This window comes from Dickeya oryzae (assembly GCF_009372235.1).
Lineage (GTDB): Bacteria > Pseudomonadota > Gammaproteobacteria > Enterobacterales > Enterobacteriaceae > Dickeya > Dickeya oryzae.
This window is the reverse complement of record NZ_ML762925.1, coordinates 90,481-110,541: the sequence shown is the minus strand read 5'-3', so window position 1 is coordinate 110,541 and position 20,061 is coordinate 90,481. Positions and strand designations below refer to the sequence as shown.

24 protein-coding genes are annotated in these 20,061 nt (G+C 55.4%); 4 read left to right on the top strand and 20 right to left on the bottom strand.

Annotated elements, in window-relative coordinates; genetic code table 11:
* Positions 1-19: 19 nt before the first annotated feature.
* The 3 genes from FAZ14_RS11885 (at position 20) to FAZ14_RS11875 (ending at position 4,655) form a co-directional block, all read left to right on the top strand.
* Positions 20-1,042, top strand: coding sequence for a LacI family DNA-binding transcriptional regulator (locus FAZ14_RS11885; RefSeq protein WP_153508594.1), 1,023 nt, complete (start codon positions 20-22; stop codon positions 1,040-1,042).
* 148 nt (positions 1,043-1,190) lie between these two features.
* Complete coding sequence (locus FAZ14_RS11880) at positions 1,191-3,320, top strand: alpha-galactosidase (RefSeq protein WP_153508593.1); 2,130 nt, start codon at positions 1,191-1,193, stop codon at positions 3,318-3,320.
* A gap of 54 nt (positions 3,321-3,374) precedes the next feature.
* A complete protein-coding gene (locus FAZ14_RS11875; protein WP_153508592.1) occupies positions 3,375-4,655 on the top strand; it encodes an MFS transporter in 1,281 nt (426 codons plus the stop codon).
* 182 nt (positions 4,656-4,837) lie between these two features.
* Here FAZ14_RS11875 and FAZ14_RS11870 read toward each other — a convergent pair whose 3' ends face one another.
* The 10 genes from FAZ14_RS11870 to FAZ14_RS11825 all read right to left on the bottom strand — a co-directional run bounded on the left by FAZ14_RS11870 (position 4,838) and on the right by FAZ14_RS11825 (position 13,597).
* Positions 4,838-5,458 carry a tail fiber assembly protein gene (locus FAZ14_RS11870; protein ID WP_153508591.1) on the bottom strand — a complete coding sequence of 207 codons (621 nt, stop codon included), beginning with the start codon at positions 5,456-5,458 and terminating at the stop codon, positions 4,838-4,840.
* Positions 5,458-6,213, bottom strand: coding sequence for a phage tail protein (locus FAZ14_RS11865; RefSeq protein WP_016941521.1), 756 nt, complete (start codon positions 6,211-6,213; stop codon positions 5,458-5,460). The genes FAZ14_RS11870 and FAZ14_RS11865 overlap by 1 nt, the downstream gene beginning before the upstream one ends.
* Positions 6,213-6,788: a phage tail protein gene (locus FAZ14_RS11860; RefSeq protein ID WP_016941520.1), complete on the bottom strand. Its 576-nt coding sequence runs from the start codon at positions 6,786-6,788 to the stop codon at positions 6,213-6,215. The genes FAZ14_RS11865 and FAZ14_RS11860 overlap by 1 nt, the downstream gene beginning before the upstream one ends.
* Positions 6,781-7,893 (bottom strand): baseplate assembly protein, encoded by a 1,113-nt coding sequence (locus FAZ14_RS11855; protein WP_016941519.1) that lies wholly within the window; start codon positions 7,891-7,893, stop codon positions 6,781-6,783. Before FAZ14_RS11855 ends, FAZ14_RS11860 begins: the two co-directional genes overlap by 8 nt.
* Positions 7,884-8,231, bottom strand: coding sequence for a GPW/gp25 family protein (locus FAZ14_RS11850; protein WP_016941518.1), 348 nt, complete (start codon positions 8,229-8,231; stop codon positions 7,884-7,886). The genes FAZ14_RS11855 and FAZ14_RS11850 overlap by 10 nt, the downstream gene beginning before the upstream one ends.
* A 45-nt stretch (positions 8,232-8,276) precedes the next feature.
* The gene (locus tag FAZ14_RS11845) at positions 8,277-8,861 is read right to left on the bottom strand and encodes a phage baseplate assembly protein V (RefSeq protein ID WP_016941517.1); all 585 of its coding nucleotides are present in this window, start codon (positions 8,859-8,861) and stop codon (positions 8,277-8,279) included.
* On the bottom strand, positions 8,858-9,958 hold the full coding sequence (locus FAZ14_RS11840; RefSeq protein ID WP_080578341.1) for a phage late control D family protein: 1,101 nt from the start codon (positions 9,956-9,958) through the stop codon (positions 8,858-8,860). Before FAZ14_RS11840 ends, FAZ14_RS11845 begins: the two co-directional genes overlap by 4 nt.
* A gap of 62 nt (positions 9,959-10,020) precedes the next feature.
* Positions 10,021-10,233 (bottom strand): tail protein X, encoded by a 213-nt coding sequence (locus FAZ14_RS11835; protein ID WP_016941515.1) that lies wholly within the window; start codon positions 10,231-10,233, stop codon positions 10,021-10,023.
* Positions 10,234-10,235: 2 nt separating this feature from the next.
* Complete coding sequence (locus FAZ14_RS11830) at positions 10,236-11,123, bottom strand: phage tail protein (RefSeq protein ID WP_153508590.1); 888 nt, start codon at positions 11,121-11,123, stop codon at positions 10,236-10,238.
* Entirely contained in the window at positions 11,123-13,597 is a 2,475-nt protein-coding gene (locus FAZ14_RS11825) for a phage tail tape measure protein (protein WP_016941513.1), read from the bottom strand. Before FAZ14_RS11825 ends, FAZ14_RS11830 begins: the two co-directional genes overlap by 1 nt.
* Positions 13,598-13,638: 41 nt before the next feature.
* Here FAZ14_RS11825 and FAZ14_RS11820 point away from each other — a divergent pair, with 41 nt between their 5' ends.
* On the top strand, positions 13,639-13,914 hold the full coding sequence (locus FAZ14_RS11820; RefSeq protein WP_016941512.1) for a hypothetical protein: 276 nt from the start codon (positions 13,639-13,641) through the stop codon (positions 13,912-13,914).
* Here FAZ14_RS11820 and FAZ14_RS20210 read toward each other — a convergent pair.
* The 10 genes from FAZ14_RS20210 to FAZ14_RS11775 all read right to left on the bottom strand — a co-directional run bounded on the left by FAZ14_RS20210 (position 13,889) and on the right by FAZ14_RS11775 (position 19,887).
* Positions 13,889-14,008, bottom strand: coding sequence for a GpE family phage tail protein (locus FAZ14_RS20210; RefSeq protein WP_420890250.1), 120 nt, complete (start codon positions 14,006-14,008; stop codon positions 13,889-13,891). The two genes, FAZ14_RS11820 and FAZ14_RS20210, sit on opposite strands and share 26 nt — an antisense overlap.
* The gene (locus FAZ14_RS11815; RefSeq protein ID WP_016941511.1) at positions 13,974-14,312 is read right to left on the bottom strand and encodes a phage tail assembly protein; all 339 of its coding nucleotides are present in this window, start codon (positions 14,310-14,312) and stop codon (positions 13,974-13,976) included. Before FAZ14_RS11815 ends, FAZ14_RS20210 begins: the two co-directional genes overlap by 35 nt.
* Positions 14,313-14,390: 78 nt before the next feature.
* The gene (locus FAZ14_RS11810) at positions 14,391-14,912 is read right to left on the bottom strand and encodes a phage major tail tube protein (protein ID WP_016941510.1); all 522 of its coding nucleotides are present in this window, start codon (positions 14,910-14,912) and stop codon (positions 14,391-14,393) included.
* Positions 14,912-16,333, bottom strand: coding sequence for a phage tail sheath subtilisin-like domain-containing protein (locus FAZ14_RS11805; protein ID WP_016941509.1), 1,422 nt, complete (start codon positions 16,331-16,333; stop codon positions 14,912-14,914). The genes FAZ14_RS11810 and FAZ14_RS11805 overlap by 1 nt, the downstream gene beginning before the upstream one ends.
* On the bottom strand, positions 16,323-16,547 hold the full coding sequence (locus FAZ14_RS11800; RefSeq protein ID WP_016941508.1) for a hypothetical protein: 225 nt from the start codon (positions 16,545-16,547) through the stop codon (positions 16,323-16,325). Before FAZ14_RS11800 ends, FAZ14_RS11805 begins: the two co-directional genes overlap by 11 nt.
* Positions 16,544-17,011, bottom strand: a complete 468-nt coding sequence (locus FAZ14_RS11795; RefSeq protein ID WP_016941507.1) for a Gp37 family protein — start codon at positions 17,009-17,011, stop codon at positions 16,544-16,546. The genes FAZ14_RS11800 and FAZ14_RS11795 overlap by 4 nt, the downstream gene beginning before the upstream one ends.
* Complete coding sequence (locus FAZ14_RS11790) at positions 17,011-17,469, bottom strand: gp436 family protein (protein ID WP_016941506.1); 459 nt, start codon at positions 17,467-17,469, stop codon at positions 17,011-17,013. Before FAZ14_RS11790 ends, FAZ14_RS11795 begins: the two co-directional genes overlap by 1 nt.
* A gap of 1 nt (position 17,470) precedes the next feature.
* Positions 17,471-17,827 carry a capsid cement protein gene (locus FAZ14_RS11785; RefSeq protein WP_016941505.1) on the bottom strand — a complete coding sequence of 119 codons (357 nt, stop codon included), beginning with the start codon at positions 17,825-17,827 and terminating at the stop codon, positions 17,471-17,473.
* A 10-nt stretch (positions 17,828-17,837) separates the two neighbouring features.
* Complete coding sequence (locus FAZ14_RS11780; RefSeq protein WP_153508589.1) at positions 17,838-18,773, bottom strand: major capsid protein; 936 nt, start codon at positions 18,771-18,773, stop codon at positions 17,838-17,840.
* 13 nt (positions 18,774-18,786) lie between these two features.
* Positions 18,787-19,887: a hypothetical protein gene (locus FAZ14_RS11775; protein WP_016941503.1), complete on the bottom strand. Its 1,101-nt coding sequence runs from the start codon at positions 19,885-19,887 to the stop codon at positions 18,787-18,789.
* Positions 19,888-20,061 lie beyond the last annotated feature (174 nt).

The following is a 20,061-nucleotide window of genomic DNA, read 5'->3' as shown; positions in this document are numbered from 1 at the left end:
TCAGGGTGAATGATGCGCCATGTCACTGAAACAGATTGCAAAAACGCTGGGATTATCGGTCACCACCGTCAGCCGCGCGCTCAATGGCTATGATGACGTGGCAGCGCAAACGCGCCTGCGGGTGGAAGATGAAGCGCGACGCCTCGGCTATCGGCCCAATACGTTTGCCCGCCGACTGAAAATGGGGCGTATTGACGCCGTGGGGCTGGTGTTTCCGATGCAGCCCGCACCGCTCAGTAACACCACTTTTATGGAGATGGTGGCGGAAATCAGCCACGAGCTGGCGAAGCAGGAGATTGATCTGCTGTTGATTGCCGACAAGGAGCAGGCCGATCACCATGCGTTTTTACGCATGATAGAAAGCCGCCGGGTGGATGCGTTGATCGTCGCGCATACGTTGCAACAAGACCCTCGACTGCAATACCTGCAATCGGTCGGCTTTCCGTTTTTGGCGCTCGGGCGCAGTGATCTGCCATTGCCTTATGCCTGGTTCGATTTTGACAGTCAGGCTGGTGCGGCGCTCGCCACCCGGCATTTGATCTCGCTCGGTCACCGTCACATCGCCTTTCTTGGCGAACATCATCCGCAATCCTTTATCGCCCAACGCCGTGCTGGCTATCTGGAGGCGTTGGCGGCAGCCGGTATCGCCCCGCGTGATGCGTTGTTGCGGCAGGTGGCACCATCACGCCGGGAGGGGTATCAGGCAACGTTGCAATGGCTGGCGTTGCCGCAGCCACCGACCGCTATCGTTATCGATGGCAGCACGCAAGGGGAAGGGGCTGCGCTGGCGTTGCGCGACAGCGGCCGTCTGCAAGGGGATCGCGCGGTATCGTTGATAGTCTATGACGGCCTGCCAGCTGACTCATTGCTGGAGATACCGGTCACTGCCATCACGCAGGCTACCCGTTCGCAGGTGGGCCAGCAGATAGCCCATATGGTGTCGCGTTTGCTGATGGGGGAAGCCCTCTCCTCACTACAGGTGTTATGGCAACCACAGTTGCGCGCCGGACAGACGGATAACCCACCGCCAGCAACGAAATAACCCACCTGCGTCCGCCGGTTTCACCATCGTTTTTCACCACCGTTGCTGCGTTCGTTTTTTAACCCGATCACAAAACCGAAACGTTTCGGTTTTTATCCGAAACGTTTCGGAATACAACTAACCTCATCAACCATTCAGGAGGATGAGGATGGAAACGACGCTAATTCGTTTGACCAGTTCGGTGACGGATGTGATTGTGCGCTGCCGACCGGCGGCAGAAATACTGTATTGGGGGCCGCATCTGGCGACGTTTTCGCCACAGGATGTTCAGAGTCTGTCACGGCCGGTAGCGAACGGCCGACTGGATGTGGATGTGCTGGTGACACTGGCAGCGGAAACCGGGCGTGGGTTATTTGGCTCGCCGGGCGTTGAAGGGCATCGCAACGGTCTTGACGCCTTTGCGGTGTTGACTACCGTGGCGGTAGAACAGCCGAGTCCGCAACACCTGATTATTGACGCAGAAGACCGTCAGGCGGGCTTGCGCCTGACCAGCGAATTCAAGCTGCATGCTGACAGCGGGGTGTTGCAACTGCGTCATTGTCTGACCAACCTGCATCCAGGTGACTGGCAGGTACAGCGGCTGGCGGTCACGCTGCCGTTGCCGGAATCGGCGGCGGAGGTGATGGCGTTTCACGGGCGCTGGGTGCGGGAGTTTCAGCCACATCGCACGCGACTCGCGCACGGCAGTCTGGTTCAGGAAAACCGCCGTGGGCGCACCTCGCATGAGTATTTCCCGGCGATGGTGAGCGGCGAGCCGGGATTTTCCGAGCAGCAGGGCCGGGTATGGGGCGCACACCTCGGCTGGAGCGGCAACCATCGGTTGCGCGCGGAAGTGAAAACCGATGGGCGACGGCTGGTGCAGGCGGAAGCGCTGTATCTGCCCGGCGAAATCGCGCTGGCGCAGGGGGAATCCCTGACCACGCCGTGGCTGTACGCTGCTTGTTCTGAGCAGGGGCTCAACGGTATGAGCCAACAGTTTCACCGCTTTTTGCGTCAGGACGTTATCCGCTTTCCTCGCGCCAACGCCCGCCCGGTGCACCTCAATACCTGGGAAGGTATCTATTTTAAACACGACCCGGATTACATCATGCAGATGGCAACGCAGGCCGCTGCGCTGGGTGTTGAGCGTTTTATTATCGATGACGGCTGGTTTCGCGGGCGTGACCATGACCGTGCGGCCCTCGGCGACTGGTACGTGGACGCGGAAAAATACCCGCAAGGGCTGATGCCGGTGATAAACCATGTGCGCTCACTCGGCATGGAGTTCGGTATCTGGGTGGAGCCGGAAATGGTCAACCCGAATTCCGAGCTGTATCGCGCGCACCCGGATTGGTTGCTGGCCGTGCCCGGTTACGAGCAGCCGACCGGGCGTTATCAGTATGCGCTCGATCTGGCGAACCCTGAGGTATTCGATTATCTGCTGGCGCGCCTGAGCTGGTTGCTGGGTGAACACCCTATCGACTACGTGAAGTGGGACATGAACCGCGAGCTGGTGCAACCGGCCCACCAGGGGCGGGCGGCCGCCGATCGCCAGACGAAGGCGTTTTATCATCTGCTCGATGTTCTGGGCGAGAGCTTCCCGCAGGTGGAGTTTGAGTCCTGTGCCTCTGGCGGTGGGCGTATTGACTACGAGGTGCTGCGGCGTAGCCACCGCTTCTGGGCTTCCGACAATAACGATGCGCTGGAGCGGCAGACGATTCAGCGTGGTATGAGTTACTTCTTCCCACCCGAAGTGATGGGCGCACACATCGGCCACCACCGCTGTCACGCCACCGGGCGTCAGCACAGTATTGCCTTTCGTGGCCTGACGGCGTTGTTTGGTCACATGGGTATCGAGCTGGATCCGGTACGTGCCGACGCGCAGGAGCAGGCTGGTTTTCGCCATTACGTGGCGTTGCACCGCCAGTACCGCACGCTATTGCACACCGGTTGCCTGTGGCGGGTCGACATGCCGGATGCCACCACGCAGGTGCAAGGGGTTGTCAGCGAGGATAGGCGTCAGGCGCTGTTTCTGGTCGCGCAACTGGCCATGCCAGATTACGCGCTGGCCGGGGTGCTGCATTTTCCCGGGCTGGATGCGCAGGCCCATTATCGATTAACCGTGGTGGACCACCCAGACCTGAAGCCGGTTATCGAAGGTGGTAGCACCATGCGTCAGTTACCGTCCTGGATGGCGGCACCGGCGCAATATAGCGGCGAATGGTTGATGAAAGCCGGGTTGCGTCTGCCCATTCTTAACCCGGAAACGGCGCTGTTACTGGAATTAGAACGTCTGTAATACAGCGGGAGAGGGCTGCCTCTCCCTCGACTGGCCTTTTTTAAGGATATACATATGGACATCAGTCAACCGACCCTACATACGACAACACATAAACATAATCGTAATTTCTGGATTTTTGGCCTGTTCTTCTTTCTGTATTTTTTCATCATGGCGACCTGTTTCCCGTTTCTGCCGGTTTGGCTGGCGGAGGTGATTGGTCTGAACAAAACCCAGACTGGCGTGGTGTTCTCCGCCATTTCACTGTTCGCCATTCTGTTCCAGCCGTTGATGGGCGTACTGTCCGACCGGCTGGGATTGAAAAAACACCTGCTGTGGGTCATCGCCATCCTGCTGTTTTTGTTTGCACCGTTCTTTCTGTATGTGTTTGCGCCGCTGCTAAAGGTGAATAGCCTGTTAGGGGCGGTCGCGGGCGGTGTTTACATCGGGCTGGTGTTTTCCGCGGGCTCAGCGGCGGTGGAAGCCTACATCGAGCGCGTCAGTCGTCAGAGCGGTTTTGAGTACGGCAAGGCGCGCATGTTTGGCTGCCTGGGATGGGGATTGTGTGCCTCCACCGCGGGTATCCTGTTTAACGTTAACCCGGAACTGGTGTTTTGGATGGGGTCGGGTGCGGCGGTGCTGCTGCTGGTGTTGCTGCTGATAGCCCGACCGGAAGCTCACCCGACAGCGAAGGTGATGGACGCATTAGGTGCTAATCAGCCACAAGTCACGCTAAAAATGACAGGCCGGGTGTTCGGCGATCGCAAACTGTGGATGTTCATCTTGTACGTGGTGGGCGTCGCTTGCGTGTACGATGTGTTTGACCAACAGTTCGCCAATTTCTTTAAATCGTTTTTCGCTACACCGCAGCAGGGCAATGAAGTGTTTGGTTTTGCCACCACGCTGGGCGAACTGGCGAATGCGGTCATCATGTTTTGCTCGCCGTGGATCATCAATCGCATCGGTGCTAAAAACACGCTGCTGGTGGCGGGGATTATTATGACGGTGCGTATCGTCGGGTCGGCGTTTGCGACCAGTGTGGTGGAAGTGGTGGCGCTGAAAATGCTGCATGCGCTGGAAGTCCCGTTCCTGCTGGTGGGGGCGTTCAAATATATCACCACCACCTTTGACACCCGGCTGTCTGCCACCATCTACCTGATTGGTTTTCAGTTCGCCAAGCAATCGGCAGCGATTTTCCTGTCGGCGATGGCTGGAAATCTGTATGACCGCATTGGTTTCCAGCACACCTATCTGATCCTTGGGGCGATTGCCCTGACGGTGACGCTGATCTCCGCCTTCACGCTATCGGGTACACGTAGTGCACCGCAAGCGGCGTATCGAACCACGGTGTCTTAACGGCGTTCGCTCTCGGGTCGGCCGCCTCGGATGGCGGCCGACGTTGTCTGTATTGCTATTGTGACTTCGGGTAATACAGCACAGACCGTGTAGTTTATTTTTATGATGCGCGGCGCGATAAATCAGTCATCAGATGCGCGATAAATCTTGCCGCGTTTATTTTCAAATATTGAAATAAAATTTCAGTTAGTTTGGATGTCAGGCCATGTTATTTCAGCATCTGAAACATCAACACGGCTTAGCATGACCAGATACGTTTGCCACGCTTTCAGTGCAGCCTCTTCGTCAGTTGTTGCAATGCCGAGGTTTGCCGCATATGTCAGCTCAGCGATTCTGCTGCTTGCCACAGACTTACGTTTATCCAGCTCTTGCTGCACAACCTTCTTTGCTGCTGCTTTTTGAGCGTCGATGTCAGTAACCCATTGTGTGCCATCCCACACATCAAACGCAGTAGCCGGTGCCTGAGCAGTAATGTCGTCCGGCAGCGCACCGATATTCTGCACCATCTGTGCGCTGCCGTCTGCAGTGCGGTAGACGGTCTGTCCACGATAATCCGGCACATGCTCCCAGCTCGTCCCGTCAACACTACGCCGTAGCGCCTGTCCTTCTGACGGCAACGTAGGGGCGTCTGCATAACTGTCTGCGGGTAGACCCGTACCAGTCATCAGATATTCATAGCTCGCACCCGTATACTCGCGCGTCAATGGGTCAACATGGTAAACAGTCAGCCAACCAGCACGTTCAGCAAGCCCATTTTTGCCCAGTTGGGCACTTTGTACAGCAACAGAATATTTCTCACTCATTATGCAGCTCTCACTATGTAGTTAAATGCGACGCATCGCGGCGCGGTTTCTCCAGTTCCTCCGGACTGCTGCTTTGTTGACACTTTTGTTGGCGACACGTCGTTCTCAACGACGACCCAAGTTGATGACACGCCATCTACGCCGACGGCCATCCGGGCCGTTGGCATTTCATGCGTATGCACAGCTAATCGGGACTCTGCGAATGCGAGCAGCGGTTGTATCGGATTAACCCCGCGCCCATCATCCCAGCCGCGAATAAACTCGCCACGTAAATCCGGCAATACACCTGACGGGTAGACCTGTGCCAGCCGTGGGTACACGACTTTATCAAACGCCTGACCGTTGCATTTCAGCCAGCCGACTGGAGCGGTCGCTTGTGCCCAGGGCAGCGGGATACCCACAATCTCAGCGAGATCGATTTTTTGAGCCAGACCATTCGCCGTTGCAGTAGAGACAAACGCCGTTGTCGCCAATTGCGTGGTATTTGTACCGACGGCAGCAGTCGGCGCAGTCGGCACCCCTGTTAATGCAGGGCTAGCTAGCGGCGCATACTGCGGATGTGGATTCGCCGCTGTTGCATGTTGAGTCAGCGCATTTCCTGTTTGCTCTTGCTGCTGTTTCAGGTATGCAGTCCTGTTTGCCAGTTGATTGGCTTGACGGTTAGAAATCCCCCCAGGCCCACCCATGACGGGGTCGGAGGTTTCAATCTGATAGATGCCATCTACCCACTCTGTCTTTTCTGTTAACTCTGCCATCATGCGCTCCCGTAGTTGTAGCTGTTATCGTGATTGGCACTGTTGTTGTAGCGGATTGGGGCTGCTGTATATTCGATGCTGGCCAGCTTGCAGCGGGCCGGAGCAATCATGTTGAGCGTGTTTCTGAGTTGCTGTGCCTGGTCGTTCGTGATTGGCTGACTCATAATGACGCGATAAATTGGCCACGCAGAAGAATCGCCATACACCATCATCCCGTTGTAATTGCGCTGGCCGTCGTAATTCAGCCTGCCAATGTGTTCTATCAGCTCGACCTCGCCGAATCCGAGGCTACGAAAAACCTGGCGTATCGCCCAGGGTGTTCCCTTGTAACGGTGCAGTTCGATAGCTGTCTTGATCATCGCCCGTCGCGCATCATCTGATTCCGCCAGCTCCCAGCCATCCCCCTTCAGCGAGAACTGATCGGCCAGTGCATCCAGCGCACTCTCATTAACGATATCGACCAGATACACCATGAGGGCATCGAGACCCAGGTCATCAAATCGGCTTGTGAGATTTGCAAGCGCCGACAAACTGACGTCAGATGCAATGACTGGCGGTAGTTGCATGTCAGTCATCAGATACCCCGCCGACGTTAATCGTGATGCTTGTACAGTTGGCCCATTCATATTCTGCGACGGCCAACGATGCGACAGGTGACGCAACTACAACGTCATATACCCCAGATACTGATAACGCCGCGATCAACTGACTGAGCACGATGTCGTTACCCAGCGTTGCGCTTTTCGTTGCTGCCCACGCGGTTACTGCGCTTTCTGCTGCCGTTTTCACTGTGTCTGCCAGTTCGCCGCGCCGAATAACAAGCGAGGCTCGGATTTCGTAATTGACAGACACAGGAGCGGCAACAGAAACCGTGTCGGTGAGTGGACGCACTTTTTCGTCAGAGCAAATGCTCTCTACCAGAGCGATAACCGCGGCAGATGGCACACCGGATGACATCAGCGGATATAACGCAACTGTGCCAGGAACAGGCGAAACCACAGCGACATCAACGATATCAGGGTGCGCACTCATGGCGTGATAACGATAGGCAAGCCGCGACCCGGCAGTGCTGAACGCCTCCGGGGCTAGCATGATGCGTTCACGCAGATGATCATTAGACTCGTCATCTGACCCACCACTGCTTGCAGTCAGGTTTTTGACAGTGAAATCCACATCATCCACTTCATCAAGCAGTGTGCTGACTTGTGCCGGTTGCCAGCCATTGCCGACAGTTCCGGCTTCCGTGCATGTTGCAGATACAGTGACCGAGAGCTGGCCAGCTCTCAGCACAGCGTCAGTGTCAGTCGCAAATATCACGCTGTCAGACGCGCTGACGCGAGTTCCAGCTGGAATGAGCACATCTGTCAGCAGCGCTGTTTCAACTGTAAATAGCAACTGCTTAATAATCGCAGCGATGGCCGACAGTCGGTATGTGCCAACCAGCTCGCCCAGATAATCCAGCATTGGTGCGTCGGCATACCGCACCAGGTTCTGCTTTGCAGCATTCTGAATGGCACTGCGCAACAACATTTCACGGTACGCGATAATGTCCAGTAACAGCCGTTCGGCTTGTGCCGGGTAGAGTGTTTTGCCGCTGTCTGCTTCATACTTCGCAATCATCTCGGCGGTGATGGCGTCCGCATCACGTTCGATGAAAACCGGCTCTGTCGTTACCGCCATAGAATCTCCGTTGCAGTATCAGTACCTGTCGTGGTTTGCCACTGCACGCGCAGCGTCAGGTGTTCACCGTCCACAGTCGGTTTTACAGCAAGCAGCTTGCAACGCGGCTCCCACCGTGTGATAGCTTCGACGGATTCGCGGACAACATGCGGTATTGCTCTGTCGATTGGGTAATCGATGTAGAGATAGAGATTGCTGCCGAACTCAGGCCGATGCGGGTCGCTGCCGCGTGGTGTGCGCAGAATAATGCTGATGGCCTGGGCAATATCGTCAGCACCCTCGACAATCGTGCCGGGGTTTTTGAGCTTCGGTTGCCAAAAAACAGAGTTCGTATTCATGGGGGCAGTATCGCCCCCGGAGAGAAAGCCGGATATTAAACGACTTTAATGAGAGTGGTGGTTTGAGTTGCCACTGGTATCCATTACGCTGCCGGTCGCATTGATATTGCCGTCTACGCTGACGTTCCCCTGGATCACCGCCGCAGCACCGCTGCCGCCGGAACCGGCCAGCCCGCCCTGATATGTCAGCTTCCCTTTCACCAGAACATTACCAGTCACTTCTGTTTCGGGTGCATCAAGGGTGACTTTCTGTGTTCTGACCGTCACATCAGCGGCACACTCAATCACGATATGCTCAATGCCGCCGTTAATCGTCAGCGTGTGCGTCTGCCTGTCATAGTAGAAAGCACCGCCGTCGCCATGCGTCACGCCACGCACATCCGGGTTATTTGCAGGCGGCGTATCGACGCTGGAATAGACCGCGCCGAGAATGACGCCGTCTTCGCCATGTTCATCCAGCAGCACTTTGACTTGCTCGCCCACGTCAGGGAGCCAGTAGTCTTTATTGTTTCGTGTATTACGCTGCACCACATCCAGCCAGCCTGTACGCATGTTATCCAGCTCCGGCAGACGGACTCGGGCGCGGCATGTCGCAGGGTCAACCGCGCTGACTGTACCGGTGCGCATCATTTCTTCTTCTCCTTGACGGTTGTGGACGTCGTGCCATCCGGGTGATACACGGTCAGCGTTGTGGTCTTTTTCTTCTTCGTCCCTTTAGTGATCGGCCCGCGTGCAATTTCCATTTCTGACACGTAACCGTTGCTGCGCGTCAGCGTATGGCGCACTGCATTCAACAGCCAGTCACCGGAGAACTTGCCGAAACCAGCGAGCGTGACCTTATTGCCAGCGACCAGCTTAACGGCCCCCATCACTGTGATTTGCCCCTGTTCCTGGTATTCATTATGCGAATTCAGCGCCGCAGTCGCTTTACGTTCAGCCGTATCCTGATTACTCGCCCGGCCATTCACTTTCAGCGTGTCGGCACTGGTGGTGTCGGCGTGCGTTTTTGCGGTCTTGGCCGTCTTTGTGCTTTGAGATACACCGCCATCGGCTTCATACACCACCAGTTTTTTATCGCCTGTTTTCTGGTGCTTGAGTTTTGCTGACTTATATACCTGGTTGATAGTGTCACGCAGCGAATAGCTGGCGATATCAGTCTTTGCCAGCGTCGCAACGCTCGGCAACCCACGCAGCGTGTCAAGGTGCGAGAAAATAATCTGCGTCGCTGTCACTTTGACTGCGTAGCCGTACTCTTTGCCGAGTCGCTTGAGGAACGCGACGTCTGTTTCGGCGTTCTGCGTTACACGGTCTAACTTGATGGGTTCAATGCTGCCGACCAGTTTCAGCTTGTGCTTTTTAGCGATGCGGCTGGCAATCGCGCCGAGCGTGGTGTTCTCAAAACCACGGTTTGATTTGGTGCGCAACGCCGTATTTACCGACGTCGCAACACCCTTTATAGAGACAGTAGACGGCGGGCCACGGCTTTCAATCTCGTCGATTGAAAACGTGCCGCAATCCAACAGTTTCTCGCCGATGTAGCCCATCTTCAGGCTTATCGTGTCACCTTTGCCCGGATACCACTGGTTTTCCCATTTCCCGTCTACGTCCTCCAGCTCGACCTCTATCGTGTCCGACTCGCTTTTGATGTTGTCTGTATATGTCACGCGCAGCACGTAAGGGGCGATATCGTTAGTGATGTTCTTTTTCAGGTACACCAGGGTAAACATCGGTATCAGCACATCACGGGCGGTATCGGATTGCTGTTGCTGCTGTGTCGTCGTTGTAGTCGTTAGCGTAGCCACGGCGGCGTATCCTCCACATTGTTGACGTCTGCCTGCTCAATGACAGGGATGGCCAGAACGATGCCCGACGGCAATACTGGCGTTATAGCAACATGCGGGTTGGCGGCAATAATCCGGTCATAACCCAGCGCGTCACCGTAATAGGTGTAAGCGATGCTGTCCCAGCGCTCACCGGCTTTTGTGATGTGTTCGATAAACATCCTTAAACCCTCCGGGTGGCAATGGCCGCAGTCATCCTGCTAATAGTCGGTGATGATGTATTCATCATGCTGGTCGCTGACCCGAGTTGCGTACTCACTTCACTCATCGTTGCCGCGATGTTCCCGCTGCCGACGCCCATCAGTGACGAGCGTGCATTGTTGACGAATGACAGCGCCTGGCTTGACGAACGGACGGCGCGTGTGGCATCGGGGAACGCGCTGGTGACTGACGACAAAGCGGGAATGGAGTTAGAGAGTGGCGTCGCCACGCCGCCCAGTTGCGTCATCAGCCCCGGCACGCGAGCTAATGCAACCGTTGGATTGGTCGCCATCTTTTGCACCAACCTAACTGTGCTGGTTGCTGTCTGTAACGCTGACTGCGCATTACGCGCATAGCCCACAGCAGAGCGAACCATTGATGCCATGCCACTGGGGGCGGCGGCAGTGGACTTTGCCACCGCTTTTGTATTCGGCACTGTTTGCACGATAGCGGGGGCCGTGAGCGGCTTTTTCGGGTCGCCGACGTACTCACGCAGTGTCACTTGCGCGTTCAGAGCCAGCACATTGCCGGAACGGTCGGTCTGCTCACTGGTCGCACGAACGTCAGTCACCACAAACCAGCCGCGATAGTCGCCATTACCAAAGACTAAAGCCTGGGCTTTATGGGTGCGCATCAGATTACGCAGCCGCGCAAGCTCAGTTTCAGGCGTGCAGTACAACCAGTTAAACACCAGGCTGATGCTGATTTCGTCCAGTTTCTCACCGATGAACTGCAAACGGGGTTTGCCCATGATTAAGGCATGTTCGGCATAATCAACGCCGAACTGGGCTTCAAACCCGTCCCAATACGTAATCAGCTCAAACTCAATATCACCTAACACAGCAAACATCAGGCATACCCCCGGCGTTGTTGCTCGGCAACGATGCGCTGTAACATCTTCTCCAGCTCGTTGAGTGACAGATTTAGCGCCCTGGCGATATCGGGCGAACCGCCATTTTGCGGCTGGCCGTTGATATTAATGGTTGGCGAGAATGACACCTGAATACCGGGCGCAGATGCAGTACCTGACGCCGCATTATTGCCCCGGCGCAAATTAGCCGGGTCAAAAGACTGGGCAGCGGCAGGAAGTTTGGGCATGTCTGGCGTTAGTTCTGTTGCAAGCCGTTGCCCGGCAGCAGCGGCAAGCGGGGTACTGCGACTGATGCCAATCGCTGCGCCTTGCGCGATGTTGTCACCGAACCCGATAAACACCCGGCTGGGCGAATGGATACCGAGTTTTTCAGCAAACCAGCCTTTGATGTTATCGCCCAGTTCGCCGACGCTGGCTTTTGCCTCCTCCCATTTATTACGGATGCCATTAACCAGCCCACTGATGATATTGCCACCGAACTCACTAAACCGACCCGGCATATCAACACCGAAATACTTCATCACCCCGGCAAAAACCTTGTAAAACAAGCCGAGGGGCGACCAGTCGAGAATTAGCCGCGTAACACCACCAATGCCACCTGAAAACGCCGTTGTAATATCCGCCCAGCGTTGTTTAAACCAATTGCTGATCGGCTGCCAGTAGCGGTAAATGAGATACGCCGCAATCGCGATGCCGGTTATTAATAATCCGATGGGATTCATTAACAGCGCCCGGCCCATAATTAGTACCGCCCGCCCGACTAATGTAATACCGCGTAATAATGTGCTGCCTAAAATCCGGCCCAGATTCATGGCAGATTTTGCCAGATTGCCGAACATGCTGATCCACTGGCGAGCGCGGCCACCGGCGCTGAACGCCAGCCGCAACAGCGTCCATTTTGAGTGCAGCAACATAACGCCTTTATATGTGTTGACAATCGGGGATAGCAGCAGATTTAGCCCCAACCTGGCACCAATCAAACCCGCTTTAAACGCCAGTAATCCTGCCGCTCCGAGGACGATATTTTTCACTAACACCGGGTTTTGAGATATCCACTGACCTAATTGATCCATTAAGGGAGTAATGGCAGAACTGACTGAAATTAGGGCCGGGCGTAATGACTCACCCAACCCAATGGCTGAATCATTGGTTGCGATTTTGCTGCGACGCCATTGCGCTTCTAATGTGTCGTTTTGCGAGTCAAAATCTTTATCTATTGAGCCTTGAGCCTCTTTACTACTCATCCCAGCTTTTGTTTTCTGATAATCATCCCACCGTTGCCGCATTGCTAATAAATGGTTCACGGTTTGAATATCAGTGAATATTTCGGCTAAACCGAAAGACTCCATTAATTTTTGCTGGCCGTCTTTGTCACCTTGTTTACCCGCTTTTTCCCACTGTTTCAGAAATGCATCGCCTTTTCCTTTTACAAATCTGTCGGCAATCATCAGTGATGCTTCATATTGCGAGAAGCCCTGTGCGACATAGCTCTGCATGGATTTTTGGTAATCGACCCCGGCTTTCGCGTATTTTGAAATCGTATCGCTGCGGTTCATTGCGGCAAGCCAGTTTCGCATGTTTGTCGCCGCTTCGCCTTCTGTGCCAGCGCCTTCGCGACCGACTTCGAGCGATGCAATAATTTGTGAGACAGCTTCTTGACCGTATATCCCTTTTGCCGCAAATGCGGTGGCCATTTCTGGTAAATACTGCGCCAAATCTTTCAGTTCAAACCGTCCAGATTTCGCACCAAATACAGCGCGGTTGAACGCTTCTTTCATTTCGGCATCGCCAGATATTTTTAGCGACTCAAACGCCAGGCTCATTTTTGCCAGATCGTTGATGTTGGCTTTTGATGCTGTTGCGGTTTTCCCCAACAGATTCATGAAGCCTGATGCTTTGACTGGTTCCATCCCTGCCGCAACCAGCGTATTCATTCCTTCCATCAGCGTTTCCTGAAGCTGATTTGCCTCTTTTGCTGATTTGCGCAGGACATGGCCTATTTTCGCTTCTTGGTCACGAGATAGATCGCCAGTCACAGAGATATCACGTAGCCCAGACTCAAAGCTGGCGTACTTTGTCACTGCATCCATTACCGGCGATGCGGCAGTTCTGGCCATCGCATAGGTTTCGACGCCCTGGCCGTATAGCGCCATCCTGTTTGCTTTTGCCGAGTCGCTCATTGCCGCCGCCGACTGCAACCGTTTTTGCTGTTGTTGCAGTTGTTCCAGCGTCCTGCCGACACGCTGTAAATCAGTGTTCAGTCGTTGAGCACTGCGTGAACCAACCTGACCATAACGCTCAACAGCGCGGGTCAGCGTGTTCTGCCGCTCTGTCAACTGACGCGAGACATCGCCGAGTGAATCCAGCGTGCGCCGTGTACCAGACATCGCAGAACGAAACGCACCGGATATCGCCCCGCCAATAATGACGCCTATTGAGAACTCGGTAGCCACCGTCTACACTCCATTTATTCAGTTGATACGGGATTACAGATATGGAAAACGCGCTGACGCTATTGAAGGGGGTGCTGGTCACAGCGATTGGCAGCGTGTATGCCTATCTGCTGGTGAAGCTGACCATCTACGCAGTCAACACCAGCAATGATCCGCTGGTCTGGGTGTTGATGATTGGCGGGGGTGCGGTGTTATTAACGTTTGCCCTGGTGTTGGCCACATTTATCCTGCAACCCGCCATCATGTTATTAGCTGTTGTGTTTGCCGGTGTCGGCGCACTGGTCAGCCGTTTTAATCGTCGCCGTTCTCACGTCTGATTTGCTCACTGGCGATATCCAGCCAGGTTTCCAGTTCGTCTATCGGCAGCGCGTCCAGCTCACTCGGCTGCCACCGCCACCATCTCGCCAGCATCCCCAGTGCGTCCATCATCACTTTCGGATGGTGCAGCCACCCCAATAATTTTCTGAAATCGTTTTTGAAGCGCCAGGTAATCACCCAGGTCCATAGAGTCCAGATCTTCCGGCACCAGACCGGCAGAACGAGTCAGCAGCAAATCATCCCAGTCATCAGATTTTTTGCTGATGCTGCGAATGGCTTTCAGGTCTTTAACCTTGAGACGCTGTAACGTAATGGTCTCAATGGTGGCACCGGCAGCGGTGGTATAGGGAACGGACAGTGTGAAAATGTCGGTTTTATCGGTTGATACGTCGGTCATGATCTGCTCCTGAATGGGGTTCAGGAGCAGTATTGCGTGAGAGGGATGGAGCGGATATTAAAGGGATTTATTAACTATTTAACCGCCAATATTTATGCGGTAATCAGTCAGTTGATCAACGCCGCCGACCCTGAAGATATTCGCCAGGTAATCCAGCTCCAGCAATTCTTCACCGTCCAATACCTGCTTAATGTAGGTACACGTAAAGCTGCTGCTGAATTCCGCATTCTCATGCTGTTTGAACGTCCCCAGCGGGTTCTTCTTAAACATGATGGTCAGATAGGTGACCAGCGCCACTTCATCAATGCGCCCCTGGCTACTGTAACGCTCAACGCTAGAGCGGCACTGTAACGATAACGAACTGTACGGATTGGCAGCGGACAGCATCGCGTCACGATAGAAGCTGTTCCACTTGATTTCACCCTCCAGCTTGTCGAACCCGGACGGCAGCTCGACTTTGCCCACCATCCCCAGCGCCTTGTGCTCTTGCATGGTCATGGTGACGTCAGGCAATTTCACTTCTTCGGCGCGGCCTAGTAGGTTCGTGCCGTTCAGGTAGATGTTCGCATTAGTAATGCGGTTAACTTCTATTTTGGCCATTAGCTGTCACTCCCGGATGTCAGGTTTGCCAGGTATTCAGAGGTGATCTCCGTCTCGAACGTCAGGCGTTCGAGCGGGGGCGGCGGTGTGAACTTATAGCTGAGTAACAGATGCCCGGCTGACAGCTCGGTTTCCTCGTTGCGGGTCGAGTCATACCAGCATTTGAATCCCAGCAATGCGCCGTCACCAATCAGCTTACGGCCATAGGCGTTTACCGATTCGGTCAGCGCGTCGATAAGCGCCTGTGTGATTGGCATGTCGATATATTGCAGACTGAAATACCGAATCGACTCGTTGATCACATCTGCCGTCCGGCGCACGTTCTCAAAGTTCTTCATGTGCGTGACGGTTGGCCAGGCTGCCGACCGGTTCCCCCACAGGCGCAACCCTGTACCATAGGAATTGAATACTGTCGTGATACCTTGCTCGTTCAGCAGGTTCACTTCACAGCTCGGGTCATCAATCATCGCTGACAATTGTCGCTCAACGCCGGTAATGCCCAGGATCTCCTGATTCGACGATGACCACCAAAAGCCTTTTTCCAGGTCAACCTTGGCGCGTAACCCGGCAGCACGCTGGCTCAGTGGCTCCAGCCGTTCGCTGTTAGATGCCGCGTCGTACACTTTGACGTGCGGATAAAACAGTCTGACCCGCGCAGAACCGGTGTTGAAATTGATGGTGCCAGCGGGGCCGCGACCAGAGATCGCCTGCTCATAGGTCGTGCCAATCGGCGCATCCACATATGCCATCGCCCCCAGTTTCTCTGCCAGTGCTTGCAGCTCGACGCGGATACTGTTCTGTGTGCAGTAAACAGGTGCCAGCAGAATTTTGGCGAAGAAACCGAACTGGTTATAGGTATCGTGCAACAGCTTCATACCGGTACGATTTCCCGCTGCATTGACTGCACCGATGATGTCAGCGGCGGTCACTTTCGTCGGGTCGGCATAGTCGTAACTGGCCAGCGCCGTGTCGATGGCTTTATTCAACCGTGTAATGACGCCCGTCTGTTGATCCAGCGTGTAATCCGTATCGAGTACATACGGTGCAGAACCGGCGTCTTTCTTCAGCACAAGACTGGCCACAACAGGATTAGTAAGCGTTGCCGAGCCGCTGCTGTCGAATGTGACTTGTTCATTATCAACATGCGTTTTATGCACTGCCGGGTCGAGCACGTTGATAACTAACACCGTGCCTGCTGCGTGGTCGTAAATGGCATCCAGCGCCTGGGGTATCGTGAACCCTGTCAACTGACTGCCGAATTTCGCGGCAGCGGTATCAGACGTGCACAGCGTGACGGTATTGACCGGTCCCAGTGGTGCAGTGCCAATCAGCCCAATCACGGCGGATTTTACGGCTTTGACGACGCGAGCGCCGGTTTCAACTTCGGTAGTTTCCACGCCGTGCAGATAGTTAGCTGCCACTGTTCACCTCGTCTTTTGTCTTGTCTGCCTGCCGGTTTTTAGCCAGTGCGACAGGTTGGTCATCAATCGGTGTCAGGTGCTGCAATGCGACCAGCGTTTTCACATAGTCGTTATCCTGCGGCAGCGAGACGTCTTTGCCGGGCCACAGCAGCACTTCCGTACCGTCGGCCAGCGTGACGCCTGACGCCGGGCCGGTGTAGCGATAGTTTTTCATTCGTCCTGTTCCTCTGTTTCAATCCCCGCCAGTAACGGCCCGTCAGGGAGATCGGTGTCTTCAATCAGTACGGCTTCGGTCGCAAAATCGAGTGCGTACTGCCACAACCCCGCGACGTTGCCGATAAACACATCCCGCACCAGCCAGATTTTACGGTTGCAACCCGGCGGCTTGTAACCGCATAGCACACGCCGTAATACATCGAGCACGGCTACTGCGCCCTGGCGACCATTCAACTGGCGGAACACCACAGTGGCGTTAAACGTCACTGTCTGTGCTTGCAACATCGCACCGATATCTTCCGGCTTGCCGAACCTGGAACCGGCGTAGCTCACAAGAACCGCCCCGGTAGGATGGTTAAGCCGGTAGTCCGCCGGTTTTTCCGGGAAATACTCAATGTGCAATGTGGGCAGTTTTTCGCGCAGCCGGGATACCACGGCATCCACAATCGGTGAAACGTCCATCAGAATTTATCCAGTGAGCCGTTGCGCCCGCCAAACGTGGGCTGACGCCCACGCACCCTGAATTCCCCACGCTCTGGTGCATCGGTGCCGGTTGACTGCAACCCGAGCGTCAACTTTGCATCACGTATCTGCTCAAGCTGTTTCAGTGCCGTTTTGTAATCATCTTTCACCAGGTCAGGCATAGCACCTTCCGCCCGCCGGGCATACAGCCGGTAGCGCGTCAGCGTCACAGCTATGTCGCGCAGCACTGTTGGGACTTCGACCAGCGGCAGGGTGAAACGCCCGCGCAGATGGGCGTCGATCAGCTCATCGGCATAGCGGATAGCACTGTCAATGACTGCGGTATTCACTGGCAACGTTTCACCGTACATGGAGCCAGTAGCCATCTCGTCATTGGTCAACTGAATCAGCGTCTGTTCCGGGACTTGCTCAATCAAATCCGTCAGGGTGCAGTACATGTCACACCCCGCGCAGGATACGGATGATGTCACCCTCGGCGGTCGCCGCATCCAGTGCGATGCCGTTCGATACACCGGCAGGCGTTTCACCGGCAGCAGCGACTTGTGGGATGGCACGGGCGCTGGCGTCGGACTGGACAGCCTGGCCGCGTGCGATAGCCGCCCCCGCTTCAACGGCAATAATCCCCAGCACATTGACCGGTATTGCCGTATCTGCATCACCGTCCACCTCAGCCACACCGAGTGCAATAGCACCGGCAGCACACGGGGCATTATCTGCCCCGACAAAACGCTGTGCGGTCAGCGCGGCGGAGGCCACGATGGTGGTGGCCAGAATAGGTTGCTGTGTTGCACTCATGATGCCCCCGTTATTTCAGGATGTTGGTAAGCAGATACCCGGCGTCGCCGCCGACCACGGCGACTTTGTAGATATCGGTATACCGGCAGTAATTCACTTTGCCGCCCGCGCCGGGGTATTTATCGACAACCGGCATACCACGGCGGCGGAAGGTGTAGCCGAACGAGGGTTCATTCTCGTCCGCACTTTCAGCCCCGGCGGTAACCGGTGCGACGTAATGCAGCATCAGTGAGTCACCCCAGATGTCAGACTGGTCTTTCCCGACAGCCGGGGAACTGACAGCGCCGCCGACCAGCACTTTCTCGATATTGAAAATATCTGCCAGGATCTGCTCGGTGATGCGTTTACGTTCATTGGCCTCGATCTGTGCCTGGATAGCGGGGTGATAGCGCAGCGCAGCCATGACGCTTGCGCCGAGTGTCATCACATTTGGACGCACGCCCATCGCGTTTCTGACCGCCTCAATGCCCTCTTCGATCAACGTGACGGGCTGGCCCTTACCACCCGCCCATCGCTCCGCTGCCGCGAGTGATTTCTTTGACTTGTCGAGGTAGATTTTCGGGTCTTGCGCCAGGCGTGCCGCATACAGCTCGCGCTTTAAGTCGATACCGTTCGTCGCCCGACGGGCGGCTTTCGTTTCTTCGTTGAACAGCGATTCCGCCTGTTCACGGTAATCAACCGGTGCCGCCAGGTCGTGCTCGTTCAGCACGATATCCATCGAGCTGGATTTCTCGCGCAGCAGCACATTGCTTTCCGCACCGATGGCACGCTCGGTGTCGTACTCGACGAACGCCCCTTTACCAAAAAGCGGCACGATAATGCCTTCTTTCTCGGCCAGAACGACCGGAAACAGGTTTTCGCCAATAAAGGCAGCGTTGCGATACCCGCGTGCGATTGATGTCAACACCGGGTCAACGATGCGTTTGCCTCTCAAATAGTCAGACATATCATTTCCTTAATTACAGGCAGCGTGAGACTGCGGCTTCATAACTGATGCCTTCAGCTTTAGCGAGTGCCTTAGCTTTGTTGTGCAGAGCCAGCCGTGCCGGGTCGGCTTCGGCAAACTCGGCTTCGACAGGTACGGCATTGTTGTCTTGCACACGCACCTTAGTTGCGCTCTCACCAAACAGCAGAACAGGCGTAGCGCCACTCAGCAGGTCTTTGAACGCTGTCGCCAGCGGTCGGGTCACGTCGCCTTCGGAGAACTCCATCGGCTTGTCACCCGTTGAAACCGCATCCAGCAGCGCGACAACCACCGACTGTGCAGCCGGTGCCAGTGTGCCGTTCGCCACCAGGGTTTCTGCAAAGGTCGCATTGCTGGTGTGAACGGTTTCCTGACGACGCTGCGCATCCGCTTTCGCCCGTGCTTCCGCGTCGGCTTTCAGCCGGGCGTTCTCTGCCTGCATCGCTTTAATTTCGTCTTCTGTCACTGTCGAATCCTCGTTTGATGGTAAATGTGGCGGTTCGCTAAACACCGCAGGGGGGACTTTCGCGTCGTCACGGTTGGCTTCATCGCGCAGGGCATCCAGTTGCCACGGCGGCAACACAGCATCTGCGTCTTCCAGACCGAACTTGCTGATGATGAAATCGCGCAAACGGCTGAACAGGCTGGCACTGGTCATCAGCCCCCAGTCAGCGAACTCAACAACGCCGGTTTCCTGCTCACCAAACGCCGCAGAGCGTAGCCCTTTGATGGACGGCGGCTGTGCGCCGAGAAACCCGACGTGACGCAAATACAGCACGCCCGGTTTCGGGTTGTTCGGGCTGTCCGGGAGATAGAACGACGCGGAGATTTTTTTATAGCGTCCGGCGGTGACCAGCTCAGCGAACTGGGGGTCAACCTGCGCCGGTTCGGCAAGCAGGTCACTGCCCGTTGCTGACAGTGACGCAACCCAGCCATAGGCGGGGTCATCCGTTTTCGGATGGCCCACCACGATCGGCGCTTCATGCACCGCCGGGTCATAGGCCGCCGCACATGCAGCCAAATCAGCAGGTGTAAACGGCAATGTCGTGCCGTGCATGTCGGTATGGGTGCCGGATTTGAAGATGTGTAAAGACATAACACCGTCCTGTTTTCGTTAAACAGGGTCAGTGTCATCGATGGTGAGAAAAACGGATTTTAATGGCGTTTAGAAAACACTACCGCATGGCGCGGTGAGAGGTGGGCAGAAAGCCAGCCTGTAAAGGCTTTATAAAGGATTTTCAGCCCGTATTGCCAGCACGCAGCACATCTG